This window comes from Roseomonas sp. 18066 (assembly GCF_902706185.1).
Taxonomy (GTDB): domain Bacteria; phylum Pseudomonadota; class Alphaproteobacteria; order Acetobacterales; family Acetobacteraceae; genus Pseudoroseomonas.
Genome location: NZ_CACSJM010000008.1, coordinates 18,187 through 41,500, shown reverse-complemented (window position 1 = coordinate 41,500; position 23,314 = coordinate 18,187). Strand labels below are relative to the sequence as shown.

Here is a 23,314-nt window from a genome sequence, read left to right as displayed (position 1 = left end):
GACAATGGCTTTCTTCTCGGGACTGCTGGGCAATGCGGGTGAATACGACCGGGATCAGGCTGCCACCGAATTCGGGCGGCTGCTCGGGCCGGGCGAAGCCATCGAGCAAGCCTACAAGCTGGTGCGCGACGTCATCCTGCTCACCAGCCGCCGCATCATCCTGGTCGACAAGCAAGGCCTGACCGGGCGCAAGACCGAGTATCTGTCGATCCCCTATCGCAGCATCACCCGCTTCTCGGTGGAAAGCGCCGGGCATCTCGACCTCGACGCCGAGCTGAAACTCTGGGTCAGCGGCGCCGCCGAGCCCATCCAGCGCACCTTCAACGCCAAGGTCGATGTCTACGCCCTGCAGGCCGCCATCGCCCAAAAGATACCCTAACGCCGCACGAGGCCATGCATCGCCCGGCAGAAGGCCTCCATCGCCGCCGGATGCGACAGGCTCAGCCGGATATGGTTGGGGTAGCGGAAGCCGGTCATGGCGCGGACCATCACCCCCTGCGCCAGCAGCCGGCGATGCGCGATGGTGTCGCTCATCGGCAGCCGCAGCATCAAAAAATTGCCGGCCCTTCCCAGCACCGGCAGGCCGAGGCCGCGCATCTCGGCCGAAACATGCCGGCGCGCCTCCTCCATCAGCGCGTTGGTCGCCGTCCGATGCGCCTGGTCGCCGGCCGCCGCCAGCGCTGCGATCTGCGCGGCGCCGCCGACCGAATAGACCACGGCGGTGCGGCGGACGATGTCGGTCATCTCCGGCGTGCCGATCATGTAGCCGATGCGCAGCCCGGCCAGCCCCCACATCTTCGAGAAGGTGCGGAACACCACCAGGTTCGGATGCCGCCGCATCAGCGCCACCGCATCCGGGAAGGCCGGGTCGTCGACGAATTCGGCATAGGCCTCGTCGACCACCACCACCTGCCGCCCGCCCACGGCGTCCAGGAACCGCCCCAGCCGGTCGCCATCCCACCACGACCCCGTTGGATTGTTCGGATTGCACAGAAAAAGAATCTTGGTGCGGTCGTCGGCGCGGGCGGCGGCCAGCATGGCCGCGTCGTCGAATGCATGGTCGCGCAGCGGCACCAGCCGCGCCTCGATGCCGGAGAATTCGGCGACCCATTCATAGACGGCGAAGGTGCGGTCGGCGGTGACGATGGCGTCGCCCGGCTGGCAGAAGGCCTTCAGCACGAAGGCGATCACCTCGTTGGCGCCATTGCCGATCAGGATCTGCTCAGGCTCCACCCCATGCAGCGCCGCCAGCCGCCGCCGCAGGAAAAAACCGTCGCCGCTGGGGTAGAGCGCGTGCTGCGCCGGCGTCATCGCCGCCAGCGCGGCGACGGCGGCGGGCGGCGGGCCCAGCGGGTTCTCGTTGTTGTTCAGCCGGTGCAGGTGGTCGATGCGGTAGAGCCGCTTCAGCTCCTCGTCCGGCGGGCTGGGCACATAGGCGGTGAAGCGCCGCACATGCTCCGGCACCAGCCGCGTCAGCGAGGGGGGCGCCGACCCGATCATGGGCTGTCCAGCGGGTGCTGCAGCACCAGCGCATCGCCGCGCAGCGCCGCGGGCACGACATAGCGCGCCACGAAGCCGGCGCCGAGCAGCGCCGGGATGAAGCTGGCATCCGCCGGCCGCCCGAGATCGAGCGTCGCCGTCAGCCGGGCGATGCCGTCGCCCGCCAGCATCGCCACATGCGCCGCCACATTGGCCGCGGCATCGGCGCCCGCCAGCACCGGCCGCAGCACCGCCCGGCCGGCGGCGCGGTCGAAGCCCGCCGCCAGCACCGAGGCGCTGGCCGGCGGCGGCGGCGCGTCGCGGATCTCGCGGGCGAGCGCCAGCCGGTCATAGGCCTGCTCCAGGAAGCCGCGCAGCGACGGGTCGGCCCAGGCGATGGCGCCGGTGTCCTCCTCCAGGCTGCGGAACACCGCGCCGGGCCCGGCCAGCAGCCCACCGAGCGGCTCGAACCAGCCCTCGGGCAGGGTGGCGCTGTCCATGCCGAAGACGCCGGTGGTGCGGCGGCTGCGCGCCAACTCGCCCAGGAACCCCTCGACCAGCCGCTCGGCCACCGCGGCGCCGCCGGAGAAGACCCAGGGGCCGTGGAACTCGGCGATGCGGCCCTCGCCCTCCTGCCACAGCAGCCCGCCGGCCAGCCGCCCGTCGGGGGCCAGCGCCAGGATGCCGGCGGCGGCGAAGGCCGCGGCCATCTCGGCCAGGCGGTCGGGGGCGCGGGCCAGCGGCGGCAGCGCGGCCTGCGGGTGCAGCGCCGCCAGCAGCCGGGCCAGGTGGCGCAGCTCGGCGGGGCTGCCAGGGCGGATGGCCAGCGGCGTGCCGGGCTCGGGCGGGGCGGGGACCGGCGCCAGCGGCGGCAGGGCAGGGAAGAGGCGGTCCTTCTCCAGCCGGATCCGCACCGGCTCGCCAGGCTCCAGCGTCAGGTCGAAGCGGTCGACCGAGCGCGAGGCGATCAGCAGCGCCAGGTCCTCGAGCTCGCCGCCCTCGAGGTCCAGCCCATGCGTCAGGTTGAAGGCGGCGGGGTCGAAGCCGGGCTCGGCGAAGGCGATGTCCAGCCGCGCCGCATGCGGCAGGCGCTTCAGGGAAAAGTCGACCCGGGCGCCGGGGGCGCGGGCGATGACATGGGCGAAGGTCTCCTCCGCCGCCCGGGCCAAGGCGCGGGCGCCGGCGGCATCCAGGCCCTGGCCGGTCCCATGGCCGGTCAGCGCCGCCTGCTCGATGGTGGTGGCCACCAGCTCGGCCTGGTCGGGCTGCGCCTCGATGCCGAGGGTGAGGGTGGTCATGCCCGTCTCCTGCCGAATGCGGCCCCGAGGCTAGAGCCGGCGCAACGCCAGCGCCAGCCAATGCCCCGGCAGCGGCTGCCATTGCGCGATGCGCCACTCGGCCAGGGCCCCGGTCTCGGGCGGCGCGAAAAGCAGCCGCGGCGGGTCGAGGGCGAAGGCGAAGCGCTCCAGCCCCAGCCCGATGCCATGCCCGGTCGCCTTCACGAAGCTTTCTTTCAGCGTCCAGATCTGCAGGAAGGCCGAGGCTTGTTCGGCCTCCGGCAGGGCGCGCAGCATCGCGGCTTCCTTGGGGGCGAAGAAACGGTCGGCCAGGCCCGGGGTCAGCGCCGGGCGCGCCATCGCCTCGACATCCAGCCCGACATCGTCGGTCGCCGCCACCGCGCAGGCCACCAGGCTGCGGCAATGCGAGATCGAGAAGCGCAGCCAGGAACGGCCCAGCGCCGGATCGACCTCCGGCTTGCCGGCGGCGCCGGTGGTGAAGCGCCAGGCCTCGGGCGGCAACCCGCCATGCTCGGCCAGCATCTGCCGCTTCAGCGCATGGGCGGCCGTGTAGGCGCGGCGGTCGGAGTCGAAATGGAAGCGCGCGGCGCGGGCCTGCTCCTCCGGCGCCAGCAGCCCGTGCCAGCCCGCCAGGGTCGCGGCATCGGCGATATCGGGGCGCAGCCAGCCCAGCCGGACGGCGCCGCGGCTCAGCATGGGCGCAGGCCCTTTTGGGGGGCGCGGCTTTCCGATAGCCTCGGCGTGGCGGCACGCAGCGGGGTGGCGAGCATGGGGGCGACTATCATGGCGGCGGGCGAGACGGCAAATCCGCAAGCTGCGGTCCGCACCGTCATGCTCTTCGCCGGCCAGGGGTCGCAATACTACCAGATGGGCCGCGAGCTCCAGGCCAGCGACGCCGTCTTCCGCGCCAGCCTGGCCCGCTGCGACCAGGCCGCCGGCCCGGTCGAGGGCCGCAGCCTGAGCCAGATCATCTATGGCCGCCCGATGGCCGAGAGCGCCGGCTTCGACCGCCAGATCGAAAGCGCGCCGGCCCTGCTGGCCATCGGCTGGAGCCTGGCGCAGAGCCTCTTCGCCCGCGGCATCCGCCCGGATCTGCTGCTGGGCTACAGCCTGGGCGAGACCATCGCCGCCACCGTCGCCGGCGTCCTGACCCTGGAAGAGGCCTTTTCCCTGGTCTTCGAGAATGCCCGCAGCTTCGAGGCGCTGCTGGCGCCGGCCGCCATGCTGGCGGTCCTGGCCCCGGCGGCGCGGGTCATGGCGCTGCCTGGCGTGGCCGCCGCGCGCGCGGAACTCGCCGCGATCAACAGCCCGCAGCATTGCGTGCTGACCCTGCCGCGGGCGGGGCTGGCCCCGTTGATGGCGGCGTTGGAAGCCGAAGGCCTGGTCATCGCGGCGCTGCCGGTGCGCTATGGCTTCCATGCCTCGCTGCTCGACCCGGCCGAGGCCGCCGTCACGGCGGCGGCGGCGCGACGGCATTTCCGCCGGCCGGCCTTTCCGCTGTTCTCCTGCGCCACCGCGGCGCCGCTGGCGGTGTTGGATGCGGCGCATCTCTGGCAGGTGGCGCGCGGCCCGATCCGCTTCGAGGCGGCGATCCGCGCGCTGGCCGCCGAGGGCCGTCCGCTGCGCTTCGTCGAGGCCGGGCCCACCGGCACGCTGGCCGCCTTCGCCCGCCAGGTGCTGGGGGCGCAGACCCTGGCGCTGCCGGCGATCAACCAGTTCGGCCATGACCTGCGCAGCATGGCCCTCGTCGAGGAGCGTTTCCGGTGACGACCTTGATCCACCTCTTCCCCGGCCAGGGGTCGCAGCAGCGCGGCATGGGGCGCGACCTTTTCCCGCGTTTCCCGCGGCTGGTCGCCGAGGCCTCGGACATCCTCGGCTATGACCTCGCCGCGCTCTGCCTCGAGGATGCCGAAGCCCGTCTCGGCCGCACCGAATTCACCCAGCCCGCCCTCTACGCGGTGGAGGCGCTCGGCCATCTGGCCCGGGTGGAAGACAGCGGCCGCGCCCCGGATTTCGTGGCCGGCCACAGCCTGGGCGAATATGCCGCCCTCTTCGCCGCCGAGGCCTTCGACTTCGCCACCGGCCTGCGCCTGGTCCAGAAGCGCGGCGCGCTGATGGGGGCGGTCAGCGGCGGCGGCATGATGGCGGCGCTGGGCCTGCCGCTGGAACGGCTGCAATCCCTGCTGGCCGCCGACCCTGGCCTGGCGAGTGTCGACCTGGCCAACCAGAACGCGCCGCTGCAGACCGTGCTGGCCGGCCCGGTCGCGGCGCTGGAGGCGGCGGGGCTGGCGATCGACGCCGCGGGCGGCCGCGCCATCCCGCTGAATGTCCGCACCGCCTTCCATTCCCGCCACATGGCGCCGGTGCGGGCGGAATTCTCGGGGTTCCTGGACGGCATTGATTTCGCGCCCCTGATGCTGCCGGTGATCGCCAATGCCTCGGGCCTGCCGCATCGCGACGGCGAGGTGGCGCTGCGCCTGGCCGCGCAGATCGACCAGCCGGTGCGCTGGGTGGAATCGGTGCAGTATCTGCTCGACGAGCCCGATCCGGAATTTTTGGAGATCGGCCCAGGCCAGGTGCTGACGCGGCTGCTGACCGACATCCGCAAGGCGCCGGTGCCGGCGAATATCGCGCGCCGGTTCTGAGGCGGCTGAAAGAAAGCTGCTGCTGGCACGGCTCTTGCGAGCGCCTCCGCAACCCCAAGCGGAGAGCAGCATGAACCGTCGCGATCTCCTCAAGGCCGGCATCGCCTTGCCGGCCCTGGCCACCACCCTCGCCGCGCCGCGGCTGGCGCGGGCGCAGGCCGCCCGCACGCTGCGTTTCGTCCCTTACGCCGATATCGCCGTCGTCGACCCGCATTTCAGCACCGCCTATACCGTGCGCACCCATGCGCTGGCGGTCTTTGACACGCTCTATGGCACCGACGAGAATTTCCAGGCGCATCCGCAGATGGTGGCGGGGCATGTCGTCTCCGCCGACCAGTTGATCTGGACGCTGACCCTGCGGCCCGGCCTGGTCTTCCACGACGACACGCCGGTGCTGGCGCGGGACTGCGTCGCCAGCATCCAGCGCTGGGGCAAGCGCGACGCCTTCGGCCAAAGCCTGATGGCGGTCACCGAAGAGCTCTCCGCGCCCGACGACCGCACCATCCGCTTCCGCCTGAAAAAGCCGTTTCCGCTGTTGCCGCAGGCGCTGGGCCGGGCGAGCTCGCTGGTGCCCGCCATCATGCCGGCGCGGCTGGCCGAAACGGATGCCTTCAAGCAGGTGACCGAGGTGGTCGGCAGCGGCCCCTATCGCTTCCTGGCCAATGACCGCATCCCCGGCGCCCGCGTCGCCTATGCGCGGCACGAGAAATACGTCCCCCGCCCGGATGGCGTCGCCAGCTTCACCGCCGGCCCGCGCGTCGCGCATTTCGACCGGCTGGAATTCAACGTCATCCCCGATGCGGCGACCGCGGCCAATGCGCTGATCACCGGTGATGTCGACTGGGTCGAGCAGCCGATGATCGACCTGCTGCCCGGCCTGCGCCGCAACCGTGACATCGTCGTCGAGGTGAAGGACCCGTCCGGCATGAACGGGCAGCTGCGCTTCAACCATCTGTTCCCGCCCTTCGACAATCCGGCGGTGCGGCGGGTGGTGCTGAAGGCGGTCAGCCAGACCGACTGCATGACCGCCGTGGCGGGGTCCGACCGCTCGATCTGGAGCGACAAGGTCGGCATCTTCTCCCCGGCCTCGGCGCTGGCCAGCGATGCCGGGATGGAGAAGCTCAACGGGTCGCAGGATTTCGCCTCGCTGCGGCAGGAGCTGGTGGAAGCCGGCTACAAGGGCGAGAAGGTGGTGTTCCTGGCCGGCGCCGACGTCCCCCGCACGATGGCGGTCTGCGAGGTCACCGCCGCGCTGATGCGGCGCCTGGGCTTCAATGTCGACTTCATCGCCGCCGACTGGGGCACGGTGGTGCAGCGCATCCTGATCCGCCGGCCGATCGACCAGGGCGGCTGGAGCGCCTATTGCACCTATTGGTCCGGCCTGGACCAGATGAACCCGGCGACGCATTCGGCGCTGCGCGGCAATGGCGCCGCCGCCGGCCCCGGCTGGCCCAGCAGCCCGAAGATCGAGGCGCTGCGCGACCGCTGGTTCGACGCCGCGGACCTGGCGGAACAGCAGGCGCTGTGCCGCGAGATCCAGTTGCAGGCCTGGGAGGACGTGCCCTTCATCCAGCTCGGCCAGTTCACCCAGCCGGTGGCCTATCGCCGCAATCTGACCGGCATGCTGAAGGGCGCGCCGGTCTTCACCAACCTGCGCAAGGTCTGAACCCCGCCGCCGCATGACTGCCCTGTCATGCGGCGGCGCTGCCTGGGGCTTGGGCAATCGCCACCCCGATCACCCCGGGCTTGCCACGCTGGCCCCGCGGCGGCACAGATGGCGGGCACCACCTGTCTTGAGGAGCCCGCCATGAAGCTGCCGCCCTTGCCCTTCACTTCCGTCCACTGGGACGCGCTGCCCGCCACCGAGCACAAGGGCGAGACCGGCACGGCGCTGTGGCGCACGCTGAACAATGGCGACGTGCGGATGCGCGTGGTGGAATATTCCGCCGGCTATCTGGCCGACCATTGGTGCGACCGCGGCCATGTCATCTACGTGATCGAAGGCGAGCTGCAGACCGAGCTGAAGGACGGCCGCAAGTTCACCTTCGCCGCCGGCCATGGCTATACCGTGTCGGATTTCGGCGATCCGGCGCACCGCTCCTCCACGGTCACCGGCGCCAGGCTGTTCATCGTCGACTGAGACGGCTTCAGCCGCTGCGCTTCGACCGCCCGACCAGCTGGGTCGGGTTGACGAAGCGCAGCGCGATCAGCAGCCAGACCAGCGTCACGCCCATGTAGATCACCGCCATGGCGTCGATCGACTGCACCGCCCGCACGCCCGAGGCGAAGACCGCGTAGTAGAGCGCCACCACCAGCGTCTGGCTGGTCGGGCCCGCGGTCAGGAAGGTCAGCTCGAACATGGCGATGGTGCGCACCAGCACCAGCAGCAGCGCCGCCATGACGCCGGGCGCCAGCAGCGGCAGCAGCACATGCACGAACAGCCGCCCCGTGCCGGCGCCGAAGACGCGGGCGGCGGCCTCGATGCGCGGGTCGATCTGCTCGATGAAGGGGATCATCACCAGCACGACGAAGGGGATGCTGGGCACCAGATTGGCCAGGATCACGCCGGCCATGCTGCCGCCCAGCCCGGTCTGGTACAGCACCGTCGCCAGCGGGATGCCATAGGTCACCGGCGGCACCAGCATGGGCAGCAGCAGCAGCAGCATCGCCAGCCGCTTGCCCGGGAAGTCGCGCCGCGCCAGGGCATAGGCCGCCGGCACGCCGAAGATCGCCGACAGCGCGACCACGGCGAGCACCACCTGGAAGGTGGTCAGCAGCACGTCGCCCAGCTGGAACTCGTTCCAGGCGGCGGCATACCAGCGCAGCGTCCAGTCGGCCGGCAGCCAGCTGCGCAGCCAGCGCGTGGCGAAGGAGCTGACCACGACGGTGCCGATCAACGCCAGCAGGTTGACGATGAAGAAGCCCACCAGCGTCCACAGCGCGGTGGACCAGAGCCGGTCAATCAGGGTGCGGCGCATCCGGCTCAGCCTTTCGCGCCGCCGGCGGGGCCGCGATAGAGCAGCCCGCGCAGCCCCAGCGCCATGCCCACCACGGCCAGCTGCGTCGCCCCCATGATCAGCGCCACGGTGGAGGCCATGGCATAGTCGTATTCCTCGATGGCGGCCTGGTAGGCGGCGATGGAGATGACCCGCGTCGCCCGGCTGGGATCGCCCACCAGCACCGCCGAGGGCAGCACCGAATAGGCCTGCACGAAGGACAGGCAGAAGGTGATGGCCAGGCCCGGCAGCAGCAGCGGCAGCAGCACGTGGCGGAAGCGGCGCGCGGGGCCGGCGCCGAGCGTGGCGCCCGCCTGCTCCAGCGCCGGATCGATGCCGGTGACATAGGACAGCGTCAGCAGGAAGGTGAAGGGGAAGCCGGTGATCAGCAGCGACAGGAAGACGCCGGTGTAGCTCTGCACCAGCTTCACCGGCGCGCTGATGACGCCCAGCAGCATCAGCGTGCGGCTGAACCAGCCCTGCGGCCCGAAGTAATTGAGCATGCCTTCCGAGACCAGCACGGTGCCCAGCGTGATCGGCAGCACCAGCACGGTGATCAGCAGCCGCTGCCGCCGCAGGTGGCGGACGCGCAGCGCGATCGGCAGGGCCAGCAGCAGGTTCAGCAGCGTCACCGGCAGCGCCAGCCGCATCGTCACCCAGATGGTGTCGCGGAAGAAGGGATCGTCGAAGAAGCGCGCGTAATTGCCCAGCAGCGACCCGTCCTTCGGCCGAAACGATAGGAACAGGCCGTAGAGGAAGGGATAGACGAAAAGCAGCACCAGCAGCGCGACCGCCGGCAGCACCAGCAGCGTGACGCCATCGACGCCGCGCGCCGCGAGCCTTTCGCGGCTGGTCATGGCTGCGCGTCCGGATAGGCCAGCACGCGCTGCGGATCGGCGCCGAGGCAGAGCATCTCGCCGAGCGCCGGCCGCGCGGTCGCGCGGAAATGCAGCGCGTCGCCCTGCGCGCTGCGCGCCACGCCATGGAATTCGCGACCGATGAATTCGACGGCCTCGACGCAGGCCAGCAGATGCGGCGCGCTGTCGGCGACGGGCTGCAGGTCGTCGGGGCGCAGCGCCAGCAGCGCCGTGTCGCCGGCGATCGGCGCCGCCTCGACGCCCTGCAGCTGGCCGAAGCCGAGATCGACGGTCAGAAATGCGCCGTCGCGCGCCAGGATGCGGCCTGCGAGCCGTGTGCGATAGCCCATGAACTCGGCGACATCGAGATGCGCCGGCCGGGCGTAGAGCTCCTCCGGCGCGCCAACCTGGCGGATGCGCCCGTCGCGCAGCACGACGATGCGGTCGGCCAGCGACAGCGCCTCCTCCTGGTCATGCGTGACATAGACGGTGGTGGTGCCGAGCTGGTTGTGGATGCGGCGGATCTCCTGCCGCATCTCGATGCGCAGCTTGGCGTCGAGGTTGGACAGCGGCTCGTCCATCAGCACCAGCGGCGGCTCGACGACGACGGCCCGCGCGATGGCGACGCGCTGCTGCTGGCCGCCCGACATCTGCCCTGGCAGTTTTTCCGACTGCGATTCCAGCCGGACCATGGCGATGGCGGCGTCCACCCGGCGGTCGAGCTCCGGCTTCGCCACGCCGCGCATGCGCAGCCCGAAGCCGATGTTGCGCCGCGCCGTCAGATGCGGGAACAGCGCGTAGTTCTGGAACACCATGCCGAAGCCGCGCTCTTCCGGGCGCAGCGTGTCGATGCGGCGGTCATCCAGCCAGATGCTGCCGCCGGTCAGCGGCAGCAGCCCGGCGATGCAGTTCAAGGCCGTGGACTTGCCGCAGCCCGAGGGGCCGAGCAGCGCGATGAACTCGCCCTGGCGGATCGTCAGGTCGAGGCCCTTCAGCGCGTTGAGCGCGCCGAAGTCGCGCTGCAGCCCGTCGAGCCGCAGCGTGCCGAAAGCGGGGCGGGTCGCCACGCCCATCAGCGCCGCGCGCCGACGAGCTGGTCCCAGCGGCGGAAGGCCAGCACCATCTGGTCGGGCTTCAGCGGCAGCTCGATCGGATTGTTGGCGATCAGATCAGCATACTCCGGGCGGCCGAATTCGGCGATGACCTCCTGGCTGCGCGGCGGGGCCATGCTGACGGGGACGTTGCGCACCGCGGGGCCGGGATAGAGATAGCCTTCGTCATAGGAATAGGCCTGCATCTCCGGCTTCAGCACGAAGGCCATCATGTCCAGCACCACCGCCATGCGCGGATCGGGAATGCCCTTCGGCACGCACATGAAGAAGGCGTCGGAGACCCAGTGAAAGCCCTTGATCGTCGCGATCCTGGCTTCCTTCGGCACGATGCCCAGCGCGCGCGGATTGATGTCCCAGCCTGTCGTGGTCACGATGATGTCGCGCGAGCCCTCGCCGAACTCCTTCATCGTGGCACCCGTGCCGGCCGGATAGGAGTCGATGAATTTTCCCAGTTCCTGCAGATAGGACCAGGTCTTGTCCCAGCCATTGACCGGGTCCATCGGGTCCTTGTCGCCCAGGATATAGGGCAGGCCCATCATGAAGGTGCGGCCCGGGCCGGAATTGCTCGGCCGCGCATACATGAAGCGGCCGGGATGCGCGCGCGCCCAGCCAAGCAGGTCCTCGGCGGTCTGCGGCACCTGCGGCACGCGGTCGGCGGCATATTCCAGCAGCGGGCCGGAGGGGTAGTAGTTCATCACCACGCCGAAGCCGGCGCCCTGCGCGCGATGCAGGTTCAGCGCGGCGGGTTCGTAATTCTCCTCGATCTTCGGGAACTTGTCGTCGAAATCAGGCAGGATCTTGCGCCAGAGGTCGAGGCTGAGGCCGGCGGCGAGCCCGTCGCTGCCGGTCAGCACCAGGTCGATATCGGCGCGGCCGGCATCCTGCTGCGCCTTGATCTTGCCGGCCAGCTCCGGCGCCGGCGCCTTGACGAAAGTGATGCGCGAGACCAGGCGCGGATTGGCGGCGCGATAATCCTCGAAGGCCTTCTGCATCAGCGCCAGCGCGCCGCCGACATCCATGATGGTGATGGCGACAGGGCTTTGCGGCAGCGGCGGCGAGGCGGCGCGGGCGGGGCCGGCGAGCCCGCCGGCGGCCACGGCAGCGAGGCCGCCGATGACCCGGCGGCGCGGCACAGGCAGAGCAATGCGGTCATGCGACATCGTCATTCTCCAGGGAGTGGGGCAGGGTAGGCGCGTTCGATCGGGCCGAGGCGCAGGCTGCGAAGATGCAGCCCGTCATCCCAGCGAAGTTCCGAGCCCGGCAGCGTGATGCCGCGCGCGGCCAGCGCCGGGCGCAGCAGGGCGGCGGGGCGGGTGGAGGCCATGGCCAGCGCCGCGGCGGCATCGGCGAAGCCCCAGCCAAGCAGGTTGCGCAGCGCGGCATCGAGGCACAGCCCCGACCCCGCCAGCGAGACCTGCCCCGGCAGCCGCACCGCGCCGGCCGCGTCGCGCTCCACCTGCATGCCGGCGAAATCATAGAGCCCGGGTGGCGCGGCCGCGGCGGCGACCGCGTCGGTGACGAGGATGGCGCGCTCGCCAGCGGCGCGCAGCAGCACTTTCAGCGCGGGCGGCGGCAGGTGGATGCCGTCGGCGATCAGACTGACCGCCAGGCGATCTTCGGCGAGCTGGGCGAAGATCGGATTGGCCAGCTTCGGCAATGCCTGCGGCAGCCCGTTGCCGAGATGCGTGGCCAGGACTGCACCCGCCTCGGCCGCGGCTTGGACGGCCGCGAAATCGGCGGCGCTATGGCCAATGGCGACCAGCTTCCCCGCTGCGCGGGCGCGGCGGATGAAAGAATCGGCGCCGGGCAATTCGGCGGCGATGGTGATCAGCAGGATCGGGCGCTTCAGCCCGGCCTCCAGCCGTTCCACCAGCGCGTAATCCGGCGGCTGCATCACCGCGGGCGGATGACAGCCGGCGTAGCCCGGCGCCGGGTTGAGGAAGGGGCCCTCGAGGTGATAGCCGGGGCACATCAGCGCGCCGAGCGGGCTTTCTTCGATCGCTTCATCCAGCGCGTCGAAGCGTGTCCGCAAGGACGCTTCATCGGCGGTGATGATGGTCGGCAGCAGGCAGGTGACGCCGGTCGCCAGCAGCGCGTCCAGCGCCTGCGTCATCGCGGTCGTCGTCAGCGCCGTTCCGGCGTTGAAGTCGACGCCGGCGAAGCCATTGACCTGCAGGTCGACCAGCCCGGCGGAGATCACGCGGCCCCCGTGCCCTGCAGCAGCGAAGACGAAGCGGGATCGAGGAAGATCGTGGTGTCGGCATGCCCCTGCAGGATCGAGGCGGGGTGCAGCGGCGTCACCGGCCCTTCCAGCGCGTCGCGCACGGCCGCCGCCTTGCGCTGGTCCGGCGTCGTCAGGATAATCTTTTCGGCGCGCAGGATCTGCCGCACGCTCATCGAGATGGCCTGGCGCGGCACCGCCTCCAGCGTCGGGAACCAGCCCTCGCCGAGCTGCTGGCGGCGGCAGCCCTCGTCCAGCGTCACCACGATATACGGATCTTCGGTATCGAAATCGGCTGGCGGATCGTTGAAGGCCAGGTGGCAATTCTCGCCGATGCCGGCAAAGCAGAGATCGACCCGCCGGCCGCGCAGCAGCGCGTTCAGCCGAAGCGCTTCCGCCGCCGGGTCGGGCGCATCGCCCTCCACCGGGTGGAAAGCCGGCGCATCGCCGAGCGGCGCCAGGAAGCGCTGCCGCAGATAGCCGCGGAAGCTGGCCGGGTGGCTTTCCGGCAGCCCGACATATTCATCGAGATGGAAGGCGGTGACGCGGCGCCAGTCGATTCCCGGCGCGGCGGTCAGCGCGGCCAGCATGGCGAACTGGCTGGCGCCGGTCGCCACGACGATGCAGGCCTCGCCGTGCTTGGCCAGGGCGGCGCGCAGCGTGGCGGCCCCGAGCTCGGCGGAGGCCTGGCCGAGCGCCGCGGCGTCGGCGCATATCCGGACATCGATCATGGTGCTGGACGTTCCGATCGAGACAGCGTTTCACAAGGCAGGATAGGATCAGGCCAGGGAATCAGATCCGTTGCAATTGAATTTTGAAAATGGATGTTCATAATTATCCGGGTGCCGCCGAAGGGCCGCCCATGATGCTTGCCATGCCTGACGAAGCCCGCTTCGAGGAGCCCGCTGCCCGCGACCGCGCCCGTGTGCTGGCGGCGCTGGCCGGTGGCCGGCTGAGCTCGCGACCGGAGATGGTGGAGCAGCTGGGGCTGCGCTCCACCACCGCGTCGCGCTGCGTCGCCGAGCTGGTGCAGCGGCGCCTGGTGCTGGAGGCCTCCGGCGAGAAGCTCGGCCGCGGCCGGCCGGCGGCACGGCTGGTGCTGAATGCGCGGCGGCTCGGCGTCGCGGTGATCCATGTGGCCAGCCGCGCCTTCGTCGGCGTGCTGCTCGACCTGGCCGGACAGGAGATCGGCCGCGAGGTGCTGCCGGTGGCAGCCGAAGCCGACAATGCGGCGCTGGGTGCAGCCCTGGCGGCGCTGGCCGGGCGGCTGAAGGCGATGGCGCCGCGCGGCATGGCGCATGCGGGGACCGTGGTCTGCATCTCCGGCGTGGTCGATGTCGGGCGGCGGCTGTGGCTGATTTCGTCACGTTGGCCGCGCATGCGGCATCTCGATATCGCTGCCGCGATCGAACCGGTCGCCGGGCCGGTGCAGGTCGTGCGCCAGCTCGATGCCGAGCTGCGTGCGCGCGCCCTGGCCGAGCCTTCAGCCTATGCCGGAGGCGCCGTGCTGCTGCATTGGGGCTGGGGCATCGGCATGGCTTATGCCGTCGCCGGCGAGCCCTTCGGTGTCGCGGGCGGGCCCTTTGGCGAGATCGGTCACTGGCGCATCGCCGCCGCCGCCGGCCAGCGCTGCGGCTGCGGCGGCGAGGGCTGCCTGGAGACGGTGGCCGCGCTGTGGTCGCTGCTGCCGCTGCTGCGCCGGCGCTGGCCGGCACTCGCCGATGACGAGGATGCGCTGCTGGAGCAATTGCGCCACCTCGACCTGATGGCGGTGCCGGCGCTGCGCCGCGCGGCGGCGGAGGTGGCGCAGGCGCTGGCCAATCTGTGCCGGATCCTGTTCCCGGCTCGTGTCATCCTCAGCAGCCCGCTGATGGGCAATGCGCGATTCTGGGCCGAGTTCGAGGCGCTGTTCCGTGCCGAGGGGCTGATGGAAGCGATGCCGCCGCCGCCTTTGCAGCATGCGCCGCTCAGCGCCGGGCGCGGCATGATCGGCGCGGCCGGGCCGCTGCTCGGCCGCGCGCTGGAGGACCTGTTGCGATAGATCGCGTGCTCAGCGGGGACGGAAGCCGAAGCTGACCAGATGTCGCGACTCGCCACCTGGCGGCAGCAGGCGCATCGACGGCTTCTGGCTGATCTCGCCGGTGAAGCCGACGGGGTCGCCATGTCCGGTCCAGGATTCGAGGCACAGAAACGGTGCGCCGGGCGGCGACCACAGCGCCAGATGCGGCATGTCGTGCATCCGCAGGCTGATCCTGCCGCGCGCGCCATTGTCGAATCGAAGGCTGCGGCTGTCGAGATCGAGAAAGCACACGGCTTCCTGGGCAACAAGCGCCGGCGTGACCGGAAGTTCCGTGCCGGTCAGGGGTACCGGACGGCGCTGGTTCGAGAACAAGCCACCTGGCGCGATGACGGGGACGGACGGAATCTCGGGTTTCGAAAAACTCAGCCGCGCGCAAGCGATGTCGAGATCGGCTAAAAATCCTGGATGCAGTCCGACCGCGTAGGGCAGCGGCGAGCAGCCCGGATTGCGGATGGTGAAGCGGGCCGAGAAACCGTTTGGCCTCAGCCGGTAGCGCAATGTCAGGTCGAAGGCGAAGGGGAAGGCCGCGCGGCTGTCCTCGCTGTCCTGCAGCCGCAGCGTGACGCTGTCCTCGCTGCGCTGCGTGACGTCGAAGCAAGCGTGTGCGGCGAAGCCATGCACGCCCATCGGATAGGCGCGGCCGTCATGGCGGATCTGCGCGCCGCGGCACCAGCCGACGACCGGAAACAGCACCGGCGAGACCTTGGGCCAGAAGGCCGGGTCGCCGTTCCACAGAAGATCCTGGCCGCCGATGCGCCAGCGTCGCGGCTCGGCGCCGAGGGGGGCGATGTCGAGCTGCGCGCCGTCGCGCGTCAAGGTGATGGGCGTTTCCTGCATGGCGCGGCCTCCGCCCTCGGTTGAAGCCGGAAGCGCCGCGCCATGCAAGCCGTCAGGCCGCGCGGGCGGGCCGGACGAAGATCAGCACGGCGATGACGCCGAGCACCGCGATGCCACCCGCCAGGATGAAGGCGCTGGTGAAGGAGCCGGTGGTCTGCACCATGTAGCCGGTGACCGCAGGGCCGATGATGCCGGCGGTATTGGCCAGGCCGTGGATGAAGCCGCCCACGCCGCCGACATGGTTGGCCGGCACAGTGTCCTGCACGATCGCCCAGTAGATGCTGCCCGTCAGGTACAGCGCGCAGACGGTGATGGCGACCAGGGCGACGGCGCTGGTGGCCGTGGTCATGAAGCCGGCGACGATGATGGCGACAGCCGCGATGCCGAGGCATGTGCTCAGCACGATCTTGCGCGAGAACAGCGCATCGCCGGTGCGGCGGTAGATGGCATCCGACAGGAAGCCGCCGCCGATCAGGCCGATGCAGCCCAGCAGCCAGGGGATGACGGTGACGAAGCTCATGTCGTGCAGCGACAGGCCGCGCGCCATGGTCAGGTAGCTGGGGAACCAGGTCAGGAAGAAGAACAGGATGTAGTTGTAGCCGAAGAAGGCGAAGGCCGTGGCCAGCACGACGGGGTTGCGCAGATACTGCGTCAGCCCGCCAGCGGAGCCGCCCTCCTGCGCCAGCGGCGCCGGGCGGTCGGCGGCGATCTCGCGTCGTTCCTCGTCGCTGACGCGCGGATCCGTCGCCGGGTCGTTGCTGGCGAGCCACATCCAGAAGACCAGCCAGACGACCCCGATGGCGGCGACGACGAAGAAGGAAAACCGCCAGCCAAACTGCACGACGCAGAAGCCGACCAGCGGCCCGGCGATGGCGCCGCCCAGCGGCGTGCCGCCATTGGCGATGCCGACGGCGCCGCCGGCCTCGCGCCGGGGGAACCAGTTGCTGACCGCCTTGTTGGCGGTGGCCGAGAAGGGGCCCTCGCCGACGCCGAAGCCGATGCGGATCAGCATCATCGAGACGAAGCCGGTGGCTAGGCCGGTGGCCGCGCAGAAGACCGACCAGACGCCCATCGAGGCGGAGAAGATCCGATGCGGCCCGGCCCGGTCGGCCAGATAACCGCCGATGAAGTTGAAGATGGCATAGCCGAAGAAGAAGCTGCTGAAGATCAGCCCCATCTGGCTCGGCGTCAGACCCAGGTCAGCGGAAACCGCGGGAGCCGCAATGGATAGCGCGCTCCGATCCATGTAATTGATGATGCCTGCCAAAAAAAGCAGGAAGACCACCAGGTGTCGACGCTTTTTCCACACGCCCGTTGCTCCCAATCCATTGTCTGGAACGGCGGGCAGGGCCGGGACGGGCGGCGATTGTGCTGGACAATTTCCCTTCCGGCCCCGGTATCGCCCGGGGTTCCTCTGTTGAGGCGGAAGATGCATGCTAGAATGGTAGAATGTCAACGGGGCCTGCCCGGCGCTTCCCAAGCCGGCCGGCGCGGTCCAGACTGCCCATGAAGCGAGGAAAGCCATGCAAGCCTGCGTCCTGCACGCTGCCCAGGATCTGCGCATCGAAACGCGCGAAGTGCCGCCGCTGGCGCCGCAGGAGGTGCGGATCAGGGTCCGCGCCGGCGGTATCTGCGGCTCCGACCTGCATTATTTCTTCCATGGCCGCGTCGGCGACTTTGTGATCCGCGAGCCGCTGGTGCCCGGCCATGAATTCGCCGGCGAGGTGGCCGAGGTCGGTTCGGCGGTGCAGCGCCTGGCGCCCGGTATGCGCGTCTGCGTCAATCCGGCGCGCAACTGCGGCGGCTGCCCGCGCTGCCGCGAGGGCCGGCCGAACCTGTGCGAGCGCGTCTTCTTCATGGGCAGCGCCAGCAAGTTCCCTCATATGCACGGCGGTTTCGCCGAATACACCACGGTGGCCGAGGGCCAGTGCTTCCCCGTCGACGCCGAGCTGCCCTTCGCCGAGATGGCGATGGCCGAGCCGCTGTCGGTCGCCCTGCACGCCGCGCATCGCGCCGGCAACCTGATGGGGCAGAAGGTGCTGGTGACCGGCGCCGGGCCGATCGGCCAGCTGGTCATGCTGGCGGCGCGCCGCGGCGGGGCAGCGCATCTGGCCATCACCGACATGATCGACCCGCCGCTGGCCGCGGCGCGCGGCATGGGCGCCGATGCCAGCTTCAACGTCGCCGGGGGCACCGCGGCGCTGCAGGACGCGGCGGCGGCGATCGGCGGCTATGACGTGGTCTTCGAGGCCTCCGGCGCCTCGGCCGGGCTGAATGCCGGGCTGATGGCGGTGCGGGCCGGCGGCATCGTGGTGCAAGTGGGCTCGCTGCCCGGCGGCGAGACGCCGGTCATGGCCAACCGCATCATGGCGCGCGAGATCGACCTGCGCGGCGCCTTCCGCTTCGGCGAGGTCTTCGGCGATGCGGTCACCTGCCTGGAGAAGCGGCTGATCGATATCCGCCCGCTGCTGACGGCGAAGTTCCCGATGGACCAGGCCAGCGCCGCCTTCGCCGCCGCCCGCGACCGCGCGCAGAACCTCAAGGTGGTCATCGAGTTCTGATTCTTTTCGGGCTGCCGCCTTCGCATGGCGGCGCTGATCCGGCGGCGCGACCTTCGATGTCGCGCCGCGCGCCTCAGCTCGCGTCGAAATGCGACGGGAAGCGCGCCGCCAGCTGCGGCAGTGAGGAGAGAACCTCGGACAGGTGCTCGGCCATGGCGGCTTCCGCCGCATCCGGGTCATGCGCGGCCAGGCCGGCGACGATGGCGCGGTGCTGGCGCAGCAGCACCGGCCCCGGCGTCGCATGCGTCGGCACGCTCAGATAGCGCACGCGGTCCATCTGCAGCTTCACCTCGGCCAGCGCGTCCCAGGCCGTCTCCTGCCCCATGCAGCGGGCGAAGGCCTGGTGCAGCGCGTCGTCCAGCGCCAGGAAGGCGGCATGGTCGCCGCGCTCCAGCGTTTCCTCCTGCTCGTCGATGTTGCGGCGCATGGCGCGAAGATCCGCCTCGGTCACCGCGCTGGCGGCCTGGCGGATGATGGCGCGCTCCACCGCCTGGCGGACGAAGCGCCCGCCTTCCACCGCGCGCACCGAGATGCGGGTGACCAGCGTGCCGCGCTGCGGCAGGATGCGCAGCAGCCCGCTTTCCGACAGGCGGATCAGCGCGTCGCGCACCGGCTGGCGGCTGACGCCCATGATCTGCGCCAGCTCGGCCTCGGGCAGGGCCTGGCCGGGCTGCAGCTGGTTGCGGATGATGGCGTCGCGCAGGAAGCGCGCGATGTTCAGCCCGACCGGGCCGGAATGGTCCATCCGGCTGAAGGATTCCAGGACCTGCAGCGGCGCCATTGTTCGTTCAGTCCCCCACATATGGTTGCGGCGACCGGGCAGGGTCGCAAGCATACTACTATACCGAAGAGCACGCCTGGCGGCGAGGCTTGGATGACCTTCCTGTTAGCCGAGCCCGCCGGTGCGGCCAATCCGGCACGGCGCCGTCGAGGCTTGACTCTGAGTCTCGGACTACTAGTATGTCAGAAAGAAAGCCGGAGGAAGCCAGCATGCCCGTCACCGCCGGGCGCGCCGCATGACCGCGCCGCGTCTCTCCGCCGCCCGCCTGGCGGCCGCCCCGCCGCCGCCCGAGGTGGCGCGGCCGGGCTATGACCGCGCGGCGCTGCGCCCGGCGATCGTCCATCTCGGCCTCGGCGCCTTCTTCCGCGCGCATGGCGCGCTCTACACCGAAGACGTGCTGAACCGGCAGGGCGGCGACTGGGGCATCGTCGGCGTCTCGTTGCAGCGGCCCGACCAGCGCGACCGGCTGGCACCGCAGGACGGGCTCTACACCACGCTGGAACGCGGCCCCGTGGGCGAGCGGGCGCGCATCGTCGGCAGCCTGCTCGGCGTGCTGGTGGCGCCCGAGGATCCGGCGGCGGTGCTGGCGCGGCTGGCCGATGCCGGCACGCACATCGTCAGCCTGACGGTGACCGAGAAGGGCTATGGCCATGACCCGGCCAGCGGGCGGCTGCGGCTGGATCATCCCGATATCGCGCATGACCTGGCGAACCCGGCGGCGCCGCGCAGCGCGGTGGGCTTCCTGGCGCGGGCGCTGCAGGCGCGGCGCGCGGCGGGCATCGCGCCCTTCACCGTGCTGTGCTGCGACAACCTGCCGCATAACGGCGCGCTGCTGGCCGGGCTGGTGCAGGATTTCTGCCGGGTGCAGGACAGCGATCTCGCCGATTGGGTGGCGCGCGAGGTCTGCTTCCCCTCGACCATGGTCGACCGCATCGTCCCCGCGCTCGCCGAGGCCGATCATGCCGCGGCGCTCGCCGCCACGGGCTTCGCCGACGAAGCCCCTGTCGGCCACGAGCCCTTCCGCCAATGGGTCATCGAGGACCGGTTCGGCCCGCTCGGCCGTCCGGCCTGGGAAGCCGCCGGCGCGCAGCTGACGCAGGATGTCGCGCCCTTCGAGCATATGAAGCTGCGGCTGCTGAACGGGGCGCATTCGGCGCTGGCCTATCTCGGCTATCTTGCCGGGCACAAGACCATCGTCGAGGCGGTGCAGGACCCGGCGCTGCGCGACTATCTGCAGCGCTTCTGGGCGGAGGTGCGGCCGATGGTGCCGCCGCCGCCGGGCCAGGACCTTGCCGGCTATACCGACGCGCTGCTGCAGCGCTTCGCCAATCCGGCGATCCGCCATCGCACCTGGCAGATCGCCATGGACGGGTCGCAGAAGCTGCCGCAGCGGCTGCTGGCCACGGCGCGGGAAAGGCTGGCCGCCGGCCTGCCGATCCCGGCTTTGGCCTTGGCCATCGCCGCCTGGGCCCGCTATGCCGGCGGCGTCGATGAGGCGGGCGCCGCCATCGATGTGCGCGACCCGATGGCCGCCGAGCTGCGCGCCACGCTGCAGGCGGCCGGCGACGATCCCGCCGCCCGCATCGCCGCCTTGCTGCGACTGACAAAGATCTTCGGCGACGACTTGGCCGGCCTGCCGGCTTTCGTCGCGGCGGTGACCGCGGCCTATCGCCATCTGCTGCGGCACGGCGCCCGCGCCGCCGCCGCCGCCATCTGACAAGCACGGGCAGGAGGAGAGAAACCCATGGAAGAAACCTGGCGCTGGTTCGGCCCCGACGACGCGGTGAAGCTGAACCATATCCGGCAGACCGGCGCGCGCGGCATCGTCACCTCGCTGCACCAGATCCCCTATGGCGTGGTCTGGACGGTGGACGAGATCGAGAAGCGCAAGGCGCTGCTCGCCGCCGACGAATCACTCGGCCTGCGCTGGAGCGTGGTCGAAAGCCTTCCCGTGCACGAGAAGATCCGGCGCGGCGATGCGGATTGCGCGACGCTTTTCGACAATTATCGACAGTCGCTGCGCAACCTCGCCGCCTGCGGCGTCAAGGTGATCTGCTACAACTTCATGCCGGTGCTGGACTGGACCCGCACCGAGCTGCGGCATCCGCTGGTCGGCGGCGGCAATGCGCTGCGCTTCAACGCGCATGAATATGTCGGCTTCGACGTCTTCATGCTGGAGCGCCCCGGCGCCGCCGAGGGCGTGGCGTCCGAGCTGCTGGCCCGCGCCAAGGCCTGGGTCGACGGCGCCACCCCGGCGCAGAAGGAGACGCTGCTCAACTCGATCATGGCGGGGCTGCCCGGCGCCTTCGACCGCTACGACATTCCAGGCCTGCGCGGCATCCTCGCGCACTATGGCGAGATGACCGCGGCCGACCTGAAGCGCAACCTGAAGCGCTTCCTGGACGAGATCATCCCGACGGCGGAGGAGGTCGGCATCGCCATGTGCATGCATCCCGACGATCCGCCGCGCCCGCTTTTCGGCCTGCCGCGCATCGTCTCCAACGAGCAGGACATCGCCGACCTGCTGGCCATGGTCGACAGCCCGGCCAATGGGCTGACGCTGTGCAGCGGCTCGCTCGGCGCCGGTGTCGGCAATGACGTCGCCGCGATCGCCCGCCGCTTCGGCCCGCGCATCAAGTTCGTGCATCTGCGCAATGTGCTGAAGGAGCCGGACGGGTCCTTCATGGAGGCCAACCACCTGGGCGGCGATGTCGACATGGTCGCCGTGGTCGAGGCGCTGCTGACGGAACAGAAGCGCCGCAAGGAGGCAGGGCAGGCCGATTGGCGCATTCCCTTCCGCCCGGATCACGGTCACGAATTGCTCGACGATGTTGGCAAGCCGACCTTCCCGGGCTATCCCGCCATCGGCCGCATGCGCGGCCTGGCGGAGCTGCGCGGGGTGATGACGGCGTTGGCCTCGGTGAAAGGCCTGCCGCTCTGACGCGCTGAGGCGGCGCCTTCGCGCGCCGCCCCGGCATCCCCCGCACGCCGCGACGGCGTCATGGTCGGCCGCGCGCCAGCGGCAGGCGGGGTGTGCAGGCGTGACGGCAGGGCCATGCTGACGGTGATGGGCGGGATCGTGCTGCTCGGGGTGGTTGCCCTGGTCGGTAGGATGTCGGGCAGCCCGGTGCAGGCCCTGCGCGTCTTCATCCTGCTCTGGGGCGCCATGGTGCTGGCCAATACCTGGTTCAGCGTGACCCAGGCCGATCGCGGCTTTCTCGACCAGTGGCAGGAGCGCGCCATCGGCTTCGCCGTGCCGGCGCTGGTCGCCTGGCTGCTGCTGTGGTGGATCTGCCGCCCGCGCCGCCCGCCGGAAGAGCCGGCCGAGGAAGACGATTACGACGGCTACCATCGGTGACACCCTGACTTTGCAGCCGCCGAAATGGCGCGCAGGATGGCCGCCGACAGCGCCCGCGCCGCGGGCACCGAACCAGGGAATGACCTGATGCAGAAGCGACCGCTGGGCCGCACCGGCCTCGACATCGCGCCGCTTGTCTTCGGCGGCAATGTCTTCGGCTGGACCATCGACGAGAAGACCAGCTTCGACCTGCTGGATGGCTTCGTCGATGCCGGCTTCAACGCCATCGACACCGCCGATGTCTATTCCGCCTGGGCGCCCGGCAACAAGGGCGGCGAGTCGGAGACCATCATCGGCAACTGGCTGAAGCAGAATCCCGGCAAGCGCGAGCAGGTGCTGATCCTGACCAAGGTCGGCTCCGACATGGGGCAGGGGCATCGCGACCTCTCGGCCGGCTGGATCGTCCGCGCGGTGGAAGATTCGCTGCGCCGGCTGCAGACCGATGTCATCGACCTGTACCAGTCGCATTGGCCCGATCCGCGCACCGGCTACGAGGAGACGATGCGCGCCTATGAGGGGCTGCTGCAATCCGGCAAGGTGCGCTCGATCGGCTGCTCGAACCTCGACGCCGCCCAGCTCGAGGAATCCCTCAAGGTGGCATCCGACAAGAAACTGCCGCGCTACGAGACGCTGCAGCCGCATTACAACCTCTATGACCGCGGCAGCTTCGACGGGCCGCTGCGCGACCTCGCCATCCGCGAGGGGCTGGGCGTCATCACCTATTACAGCCTGGCCTCGGGCTTCCTCTCCGGCAAGTACCGCTCGGCCGCGGACTTCTCGAAGAGCAAGCGCGGCGGGGGGATGGAGAAGTACCTCAACCCGCGCGGCGAGAAGATCCTGGCGGCGCTGGACGCGGTGGCCGGCCGGGTCGCGGCCACCTCCGCCGAGGTCGCGCTGGCCTGGCTGATCGCGCGCGAGGGCGTCACCGCGCCGATCGCCAGCGCCACCAGCCTGCCGCAGCTGGCCAGCCTGGCCAAGTCGGCGCGGCTGTCGCTGTCGGCCGCCGACATCGCCGAGCTCGACACCGCCAGCGCCTGACGCCTCGTCCACCCCGCGGCGGGCCTTGCGCCGGCCCGCCGCGGATGCTGC

General features: G+C 70.6%; 23 protein-coding genes. 11 read left to right on the top strand and 12 right to left on the bottom strand.

Annotation, left to right across the window (positions count from 1 at the left end):
- The first annotated feature begins 4 nt into the window (after nt 1-4).
- A complete protein-coding gene (locus GVN67_RS03110) occupies nt 5-379 on the top strand; it encodes a PH domain-containing protein (RefSeq protein WP_159992809.1) in 375 nt (124 codons plus the stop codon).
- On the opposite strand, the gene GVN67_RS03105 is transcribed toward GVN67_RS03110, so the two are convergent.
- Genes GVN67_RS03105 through GVN67_RS03095 form a run of 3 tightly spaced genes read right to left on the bottom strand, consistent with a single transcriptional unit; the run spans nt 376 to nt 3,473 of the window.
- The gene (locus GVN67_RS03105; RefSeq protein WP_159992808.1) at nt 376-1,500 is read right to left on the bottom strand and encodes a histidinol-phosphate transaminase; all 1,125 of its coding nucleotides are present in this window, start codon (nt 1,498-1,500) and stop codon (nt 376-378) included. The genes GVN67_RS03110 and GVN67_RS03105 overlap by 4 nt on opposite strands.
- Nucleotides 1,497-2,777, bottom strand: coding sequence for a hypothetical protein (locus GVN67_RS03100; protein WP_159992807.1), 1,281 nt, complete (start codon nt 2,775-2,777; stop codon nt 1,497-1,499). Before GVN67_RS03100 ends, GVN67_RS03105 begins: the two co-directional genes overlap by 4 nt.
- Nucleotides 2,778-2,807: 30 nt before the next feature.
- The gene (locus tag GVN67_RS03095; RefSeq protein ID WP_159992806.1) at nt 2,808-3,473 is read right to left on the bottom strand and encodes a 4'-phosphopantetheinyl transferase superfamily protein; all 666 of its coding nucleotides are present in this window, start codon (nt 3,471-3,473) and stop codon (nt 2,808-2,810) included.
- A 72-nt stretch (nt 3,474-3,545) separates the two neighbouring features.
- Between GVN67_RS03095 and GVN67_RS03090 the strand changes: the two genes are divergently transcribed.
- The 4 genes from GVN67_RS03090 (at nt 3,546) to GVN67_RS03075 (ending at nt 7,562) form a co-directional block, all read left to right on the top strand.
- The gene (locus tag GVN67_RS03090; RefSeq protein ID WP_159992805.1) at nt 3,546-4,544 is read left to right on the top strand and encodes an acyltransferase domain-containing protein; all 999 of its coding nucleotides are present in this window, start codon (nt 3,546-3,548) and stop codon (nt 4,542-4,544) included.
- A complete protein-coding gene (gene fabD, locus GVN67_RS03085; protein WP_235034917.1) occupies nt 4,541-5,422 on the top strand; it encodes an ACP S-malonyltransferase in 882 nt (293 codons plus the stop codon). The genes GVN67_RS03090 and fabD overlap by 4 nt, the downstream gene beginning before the upstream one ends.
- A 70-nt stretch (nt 5,423-5,492) precedes the next feature.
- Nucleotides 5,493-7,088, top strand: coding sequence for an ABC transporter substrate-binding protein (locus GVN67_RS03080; protein WP_159992804.1), 1,596 nt, complete (start codon nt 5,493-5,495; stop codon nt 7,086-7,088).
- A 141-nt stretch (nt 7,089-7,229) separates the two neighbouring features.
- The gene (locus GVN67_RS03075; RefSeq protein WP_159992803.1) at nt 7,230-7,562 is read left to right on the top strand and encodes a DHCW motif cupin fold protein; all 333 of its coding nucleotides are present in this window, start codon (nt 7,230-7,232) and stop codon (nt 7,560-7,562) included.
- Between the two features lie 7 nt (nt 7,563-7,569).
- Here the strand turns inward: GVN67_RS03075 and GVN67_RS03070 are convergent, their stop codons facing one another.
- The 6 genes from GVN67_RS03070 to GVN67_RS03045 are packed head-to-tail and all read right to left on the bottom strand — an operon-like array spanning nt 7,570 to nt 13,339.
- Nucleotides 7,570-8,400, bottom strand: coding sequence for an ABC transporter permease (locus tag GVN67_RS03070; protein WP_159992802.1), 831 nt, complete (start codon nt 8,398-8,400; stop codon nt 7,570-7,572).
- 5 nt (nt 8,401-8,405) lie between these two features.
- On the bottom strand, nt 8,406-9,275 hold the full coding sequence (locus GVN67_RS03065) for an ABC transporter permease (protein WP_159992801.1): 870 nt from the start codon (nt 9,273-9,275) through the stop codon (nt 8,406-8,408).
- Nucleotides 9,272-10,342 (bottom strand): ABC transporter ATP-binding protein, encoded by a 1,071-nt coding sequence (locus GVN67_RS03060; RefSeq protein ID WP_235034916.1) that lies wholly within the window; start codon nt 10,340-10,342, stop codon nt 9,272-9,274. Before GVN67_RS03060 ends, GVN67_RS03065 begins: the two co-directional genes overlap by 4 nt.
- A 5-nt stretch (nt 10,343-10,347) precedes the next feature.
- Nucleotides 10,348-11,547: an extracellular solute-binding protein gene (locus tag GVN67_RS03055; RefSeq protein WP_200845103.1), complete on the bottom strand. Its 1,200-nt coding sequence runs from the start codon at nt 11,545-11,547 to the stop codon at nt 10,348-10,350.
- Between the two features lie 2 nt (nt 11,548-11,549).
- Entirely contained in the window at nt 11,550-12,587 is a 1,038-nt protein-coding gene (locus GVN67_RS03050; protein ID WP_159992799.1) for an N-acetylglucosamine-6-phosphate deacetylase, read from the bottom strand.
- Nucleotides 12,584-13,339: a glucosamine-6-phosphate deaminase gene (locus GVN67_RS03045; RefSeq protein ID WP_159992798.1), complete on the bottom strand. Its 756-nt coding sequence runs from the start codon at nt 13,337-13,339 to the stop codon at nt 12,584-12,586. The genes GVN67_RS03050 and GVN67_RS03045 overlap by 4 nt, the downstream gene beginning before the upstream one ends.
- Before the next feature lie 143 nt (nt 13,340-13,482).
- Between GVN67_RS03045 and GVN67_RS03040 the strand changes: the two genes are divergently transcribed.
- Nucleotides 13,483-14,649 (top strand): ROK family protein, encoded by a 1,167-nt coding sequence (locus GVN67_RS03040; RefSeq protein ID WP_159992797.1) that lies wholly within the window; start codon nt 13,483-13,485, stop codon nt 14,647-14,649.
- A 9-nt stretch (nt 14,650-14,658) separates the two neighbouring features.
- Here GVN67_RS03040 and GVN67_RS03035 read toward each other — a convergent pair whose 3' ends face one another.
- Entirely contained in the window at nt 14,659-15,525 is an 867-nt protein-coding gene (locus tag GVN67_RS03035; RefSeq protein ID WP_159992796.1) for an aldose 1-epimerase family protein, read from the bottom strand.
- 52 nt (nt 15,526-15,577) lie between these two features.
- On the bottom strand, nt 15,578-16,960 hold the full coding sequence (locus GVN67_RS03030; protein ID WP_159992795.1) for an MFS transporter: 1,383 nt from the start codon (nt 16,958-16,960) through the stop codon (nt 15,578-15,580).
- Between the two features lie 88 nt (nt 16,961-17,048).
- Here GVN67_RS03030 and GVN67_RS03025 point away from each other — a divergent pair, with 88 nt between their 5' ends.
- Nucleotides 17,049-18,086, top strand: coding sequence for an L-idonate 5-dehydrogenase (locus GVN67_RS03025; RefSeq protein WP_159992794.1), 1,038 nt, complete (start codon nt 17,049-17,051; stop codon nt 18,084-18,086).
- A gap of 73 nt (nt 18,087-18,159) precedes the next feature.
- Here the strand turns inward: GVN67_RS03025 and GVN67_RS03020 are convergent, their stop codons facing one another.
- On the bottom strand, nt 18,160-18,867 hold the full coding sequence (locus tag GVN67_RS03020) for a GntR family transcriptional regulator (protein WP_235034915.1): 708 nt from the start codon (nt 18,865-18,867) through the stop codon (nt 18,160-18,162).
- A gap of 235 nt (nt 18,868-19,102) precedes the next feature.
- On the opposite strand from GVN67_RS03020, the gene GVN67_RS03015 reads away from it, so the two are divergent.
- The 4 genes from GVN67_RS03015 (at nt 19,103) to GVN67_RS03000 (ending at nt 23,263) form a co-directional block, all read left to right on the top strand.
- Nucleotides 19,103-20,584 (top strand): mannitol dehydrogenase family protein, encoded by a 1,482-nt coding sequence (locus tag GVN67_RS03015; protein WP_159992793.1) that lies wholly within the window; start codon nt 19,103-19,105, stop codon nt 20,582-20,584.
- 27 nt (nt 20,585-20,611) lie between these two features.
- Complete coding sequence (gene uxuA, locus GVN67_RS03010; protein WP_159992792.1) at nt 20,612-21,808, top strand: mannonate dehydratase; 1,197 nt, start codon at nt 20,612-20,614, stop codon at nt 21,806-21,808.
- 114 nt (nt 21,809-21,922) lie between these two features.
- A complete protein-coding gene (locus tag GVN67_RS03005; RefSeq protein ID WP_159992791.1) occupies nt 21,923-22,225 on the top strand; it encodes a hypothetical protein in 303 nt (100 codons plus the stop codon).
- Between the two features lie 87 nt (nt 22,226-22,312).
- Nucleotides 22,313-23,263, top strand: coding sequence for an aldo/keto reductase (locus tag GVN67_RS03000; RefSeq protein WP_159992790.1), 951 nt, complete (start codon nt 22,313-22,315; stop codon nt 23,261-23,263).
- Nucleotides 23,264-23,314: the final 51 nt, after the last annotated feature.

Excerpts from the sequence above, each read along its gene's own strand:
- GVN67_RS03045 (WP_159992798.1), bottom strand. The coding sequence starts at position 13,339 with ATGATCGATGTCCGGATATGCGCCGACGCCGCGGCGCTCGGCCAGGCC.
- GVN67_RS03005 (WP_159992791.1), top strand. The coding sequence starts at position 21,923 with ATGCTGACGGTGATGGGCGGGATCGTGCTGCTCGGGGTGGTTGCCCTG.
- GVN67_RS03070 (WP_159992802.1), bottom strand. The coding sequence starts at position 8,400 with ATGCGCCGCACCCTGATTGACCGGCTCTGGTCCACCGCGCTGTGGACG.
- GVN67_RS03040 (WP_159992797.1), top strand. The coding sequence starts at position 13,483 with ATGCCTGACGAAGCCCGCTTCGAGGAGCCCGCTGCCCGCGACCGCGCC.
- GVN67_RS03055 (WP_200845103.1), bottom strand. The coding sequence starts at position 11,547 with ATGTCGCATGACCGCATTGCTCTGCCTGTGCCGCGCCGCCGGGTCATC.
- GVN67_RS03030 (WP_159992795.1), bottom strand. The coding sequence starts at position 16,960 with ATGCATCTTCCGCCTCAACAGAGGAACCCCGGGCGATACCGGGGCCGG.
- GVN67_RS03015 (WP_159992793.1), top strand. The coding sequence starts at position 19,103 with ATGACCGCGCCGCGTCTCTCCGCCGCCCGCCTGGCGGCCGCCCCGCCG.
- GVN67_RS03105 (WP_159992808.1), bottom strand. The coding sequence starts at position 1,500 with ATGATCGGGTCGGCGCCCCCCTCGCTGACGCGGCTGGTGCCGGAGCAT.
- GVN67_RS03020 (WP_235034915.1), bottom strand. The coding sequence starts at position 18,867 with ATGGCGCCGCTGCAGGTCCTGGAATCCTTCAGCCGGATGGACCATTCC.
- GVN67_RS03000 (WP_159992790.1), top strand. The coding sequence starts at position 22,313 with ATGCAGAAGCGACCGCTGGGCCGCACCGGCCTCGACATCGCGCCGCTT.
- GVN67_RS03110 (WP_159992809.1), top strand. The coding sequence starts at position 5 with ATGGCTTTCTTCTCGGGACTGCTGGGCAATGCGGGTGAATACGACCGG.
- GVN67_RS03095 (WP_159992806.1), bottom strand. The coding sequence starts at position 3,473 with ATGCTGAGCCGCGGCGCCGTCCGGCTGGGCTGGCTGCGCCCCGATATC.
- GVN67_RS03035 (WP_159992796.1), bottom strand. The coding sequence starts at position 15,525 with ATGCAGGAAACGCCCATCACCTTGACGCGCGACGGCGCGCAGCTCGAC.
- GVN67_RS03065 (WP_159992801.1), bottom strand. The coding sequence starts at position 9,275 with ATGACCAGCCGCGAAAGGCTCGCGGCGCGCGGCGTCGATGGCGTCACG.
- GVN67_RS03090 (WP_159992805.1), top strand. The coding sequence starts at position 3,546 with ATGGGGGCGACTATCATGGCGGCGGGCGAGACGGCAAATCCGCAAGCT.
- uxuA (WP_159992792.1), top strand. The coding sequence starts at position 20,612 with ATGGAAGAAACCTGGCGCTGGTTCGGCCCCGACGACGCGGTGAAGCTG.
- GVN67_RS03075 (WP_159992803.1), top strand. The coding sequence starts at position 7,230 with ATGAAGCTGCCGCCCTTGCCCTTCACTTCCGTCCACTGGGACGCGCTG.
- GVN67_RS03100 (WP_159992807.1), bottom strand. The coding sequence starts at position 2,777 with ATGACCACCCTCACCCTCGGCATCGAGGCGCAGCCCGACCAGGCCGAG.
- GVN67_RS03025 (WP_159992794.1), top strand. The coding sequence starts at position 17,049 with ATGCAAGCCTGCGTCCTGCACGCTGCCCAGGATCTGCGCATCGAAACG.
- GVN67_RS03080 (WP_159992804.1), top strand. The coding sequence starts at position 5,493 with ATGAACCGTCGCGATCTCCTCAAGGCCGGCATCGCCTTGCCGGCCCTG.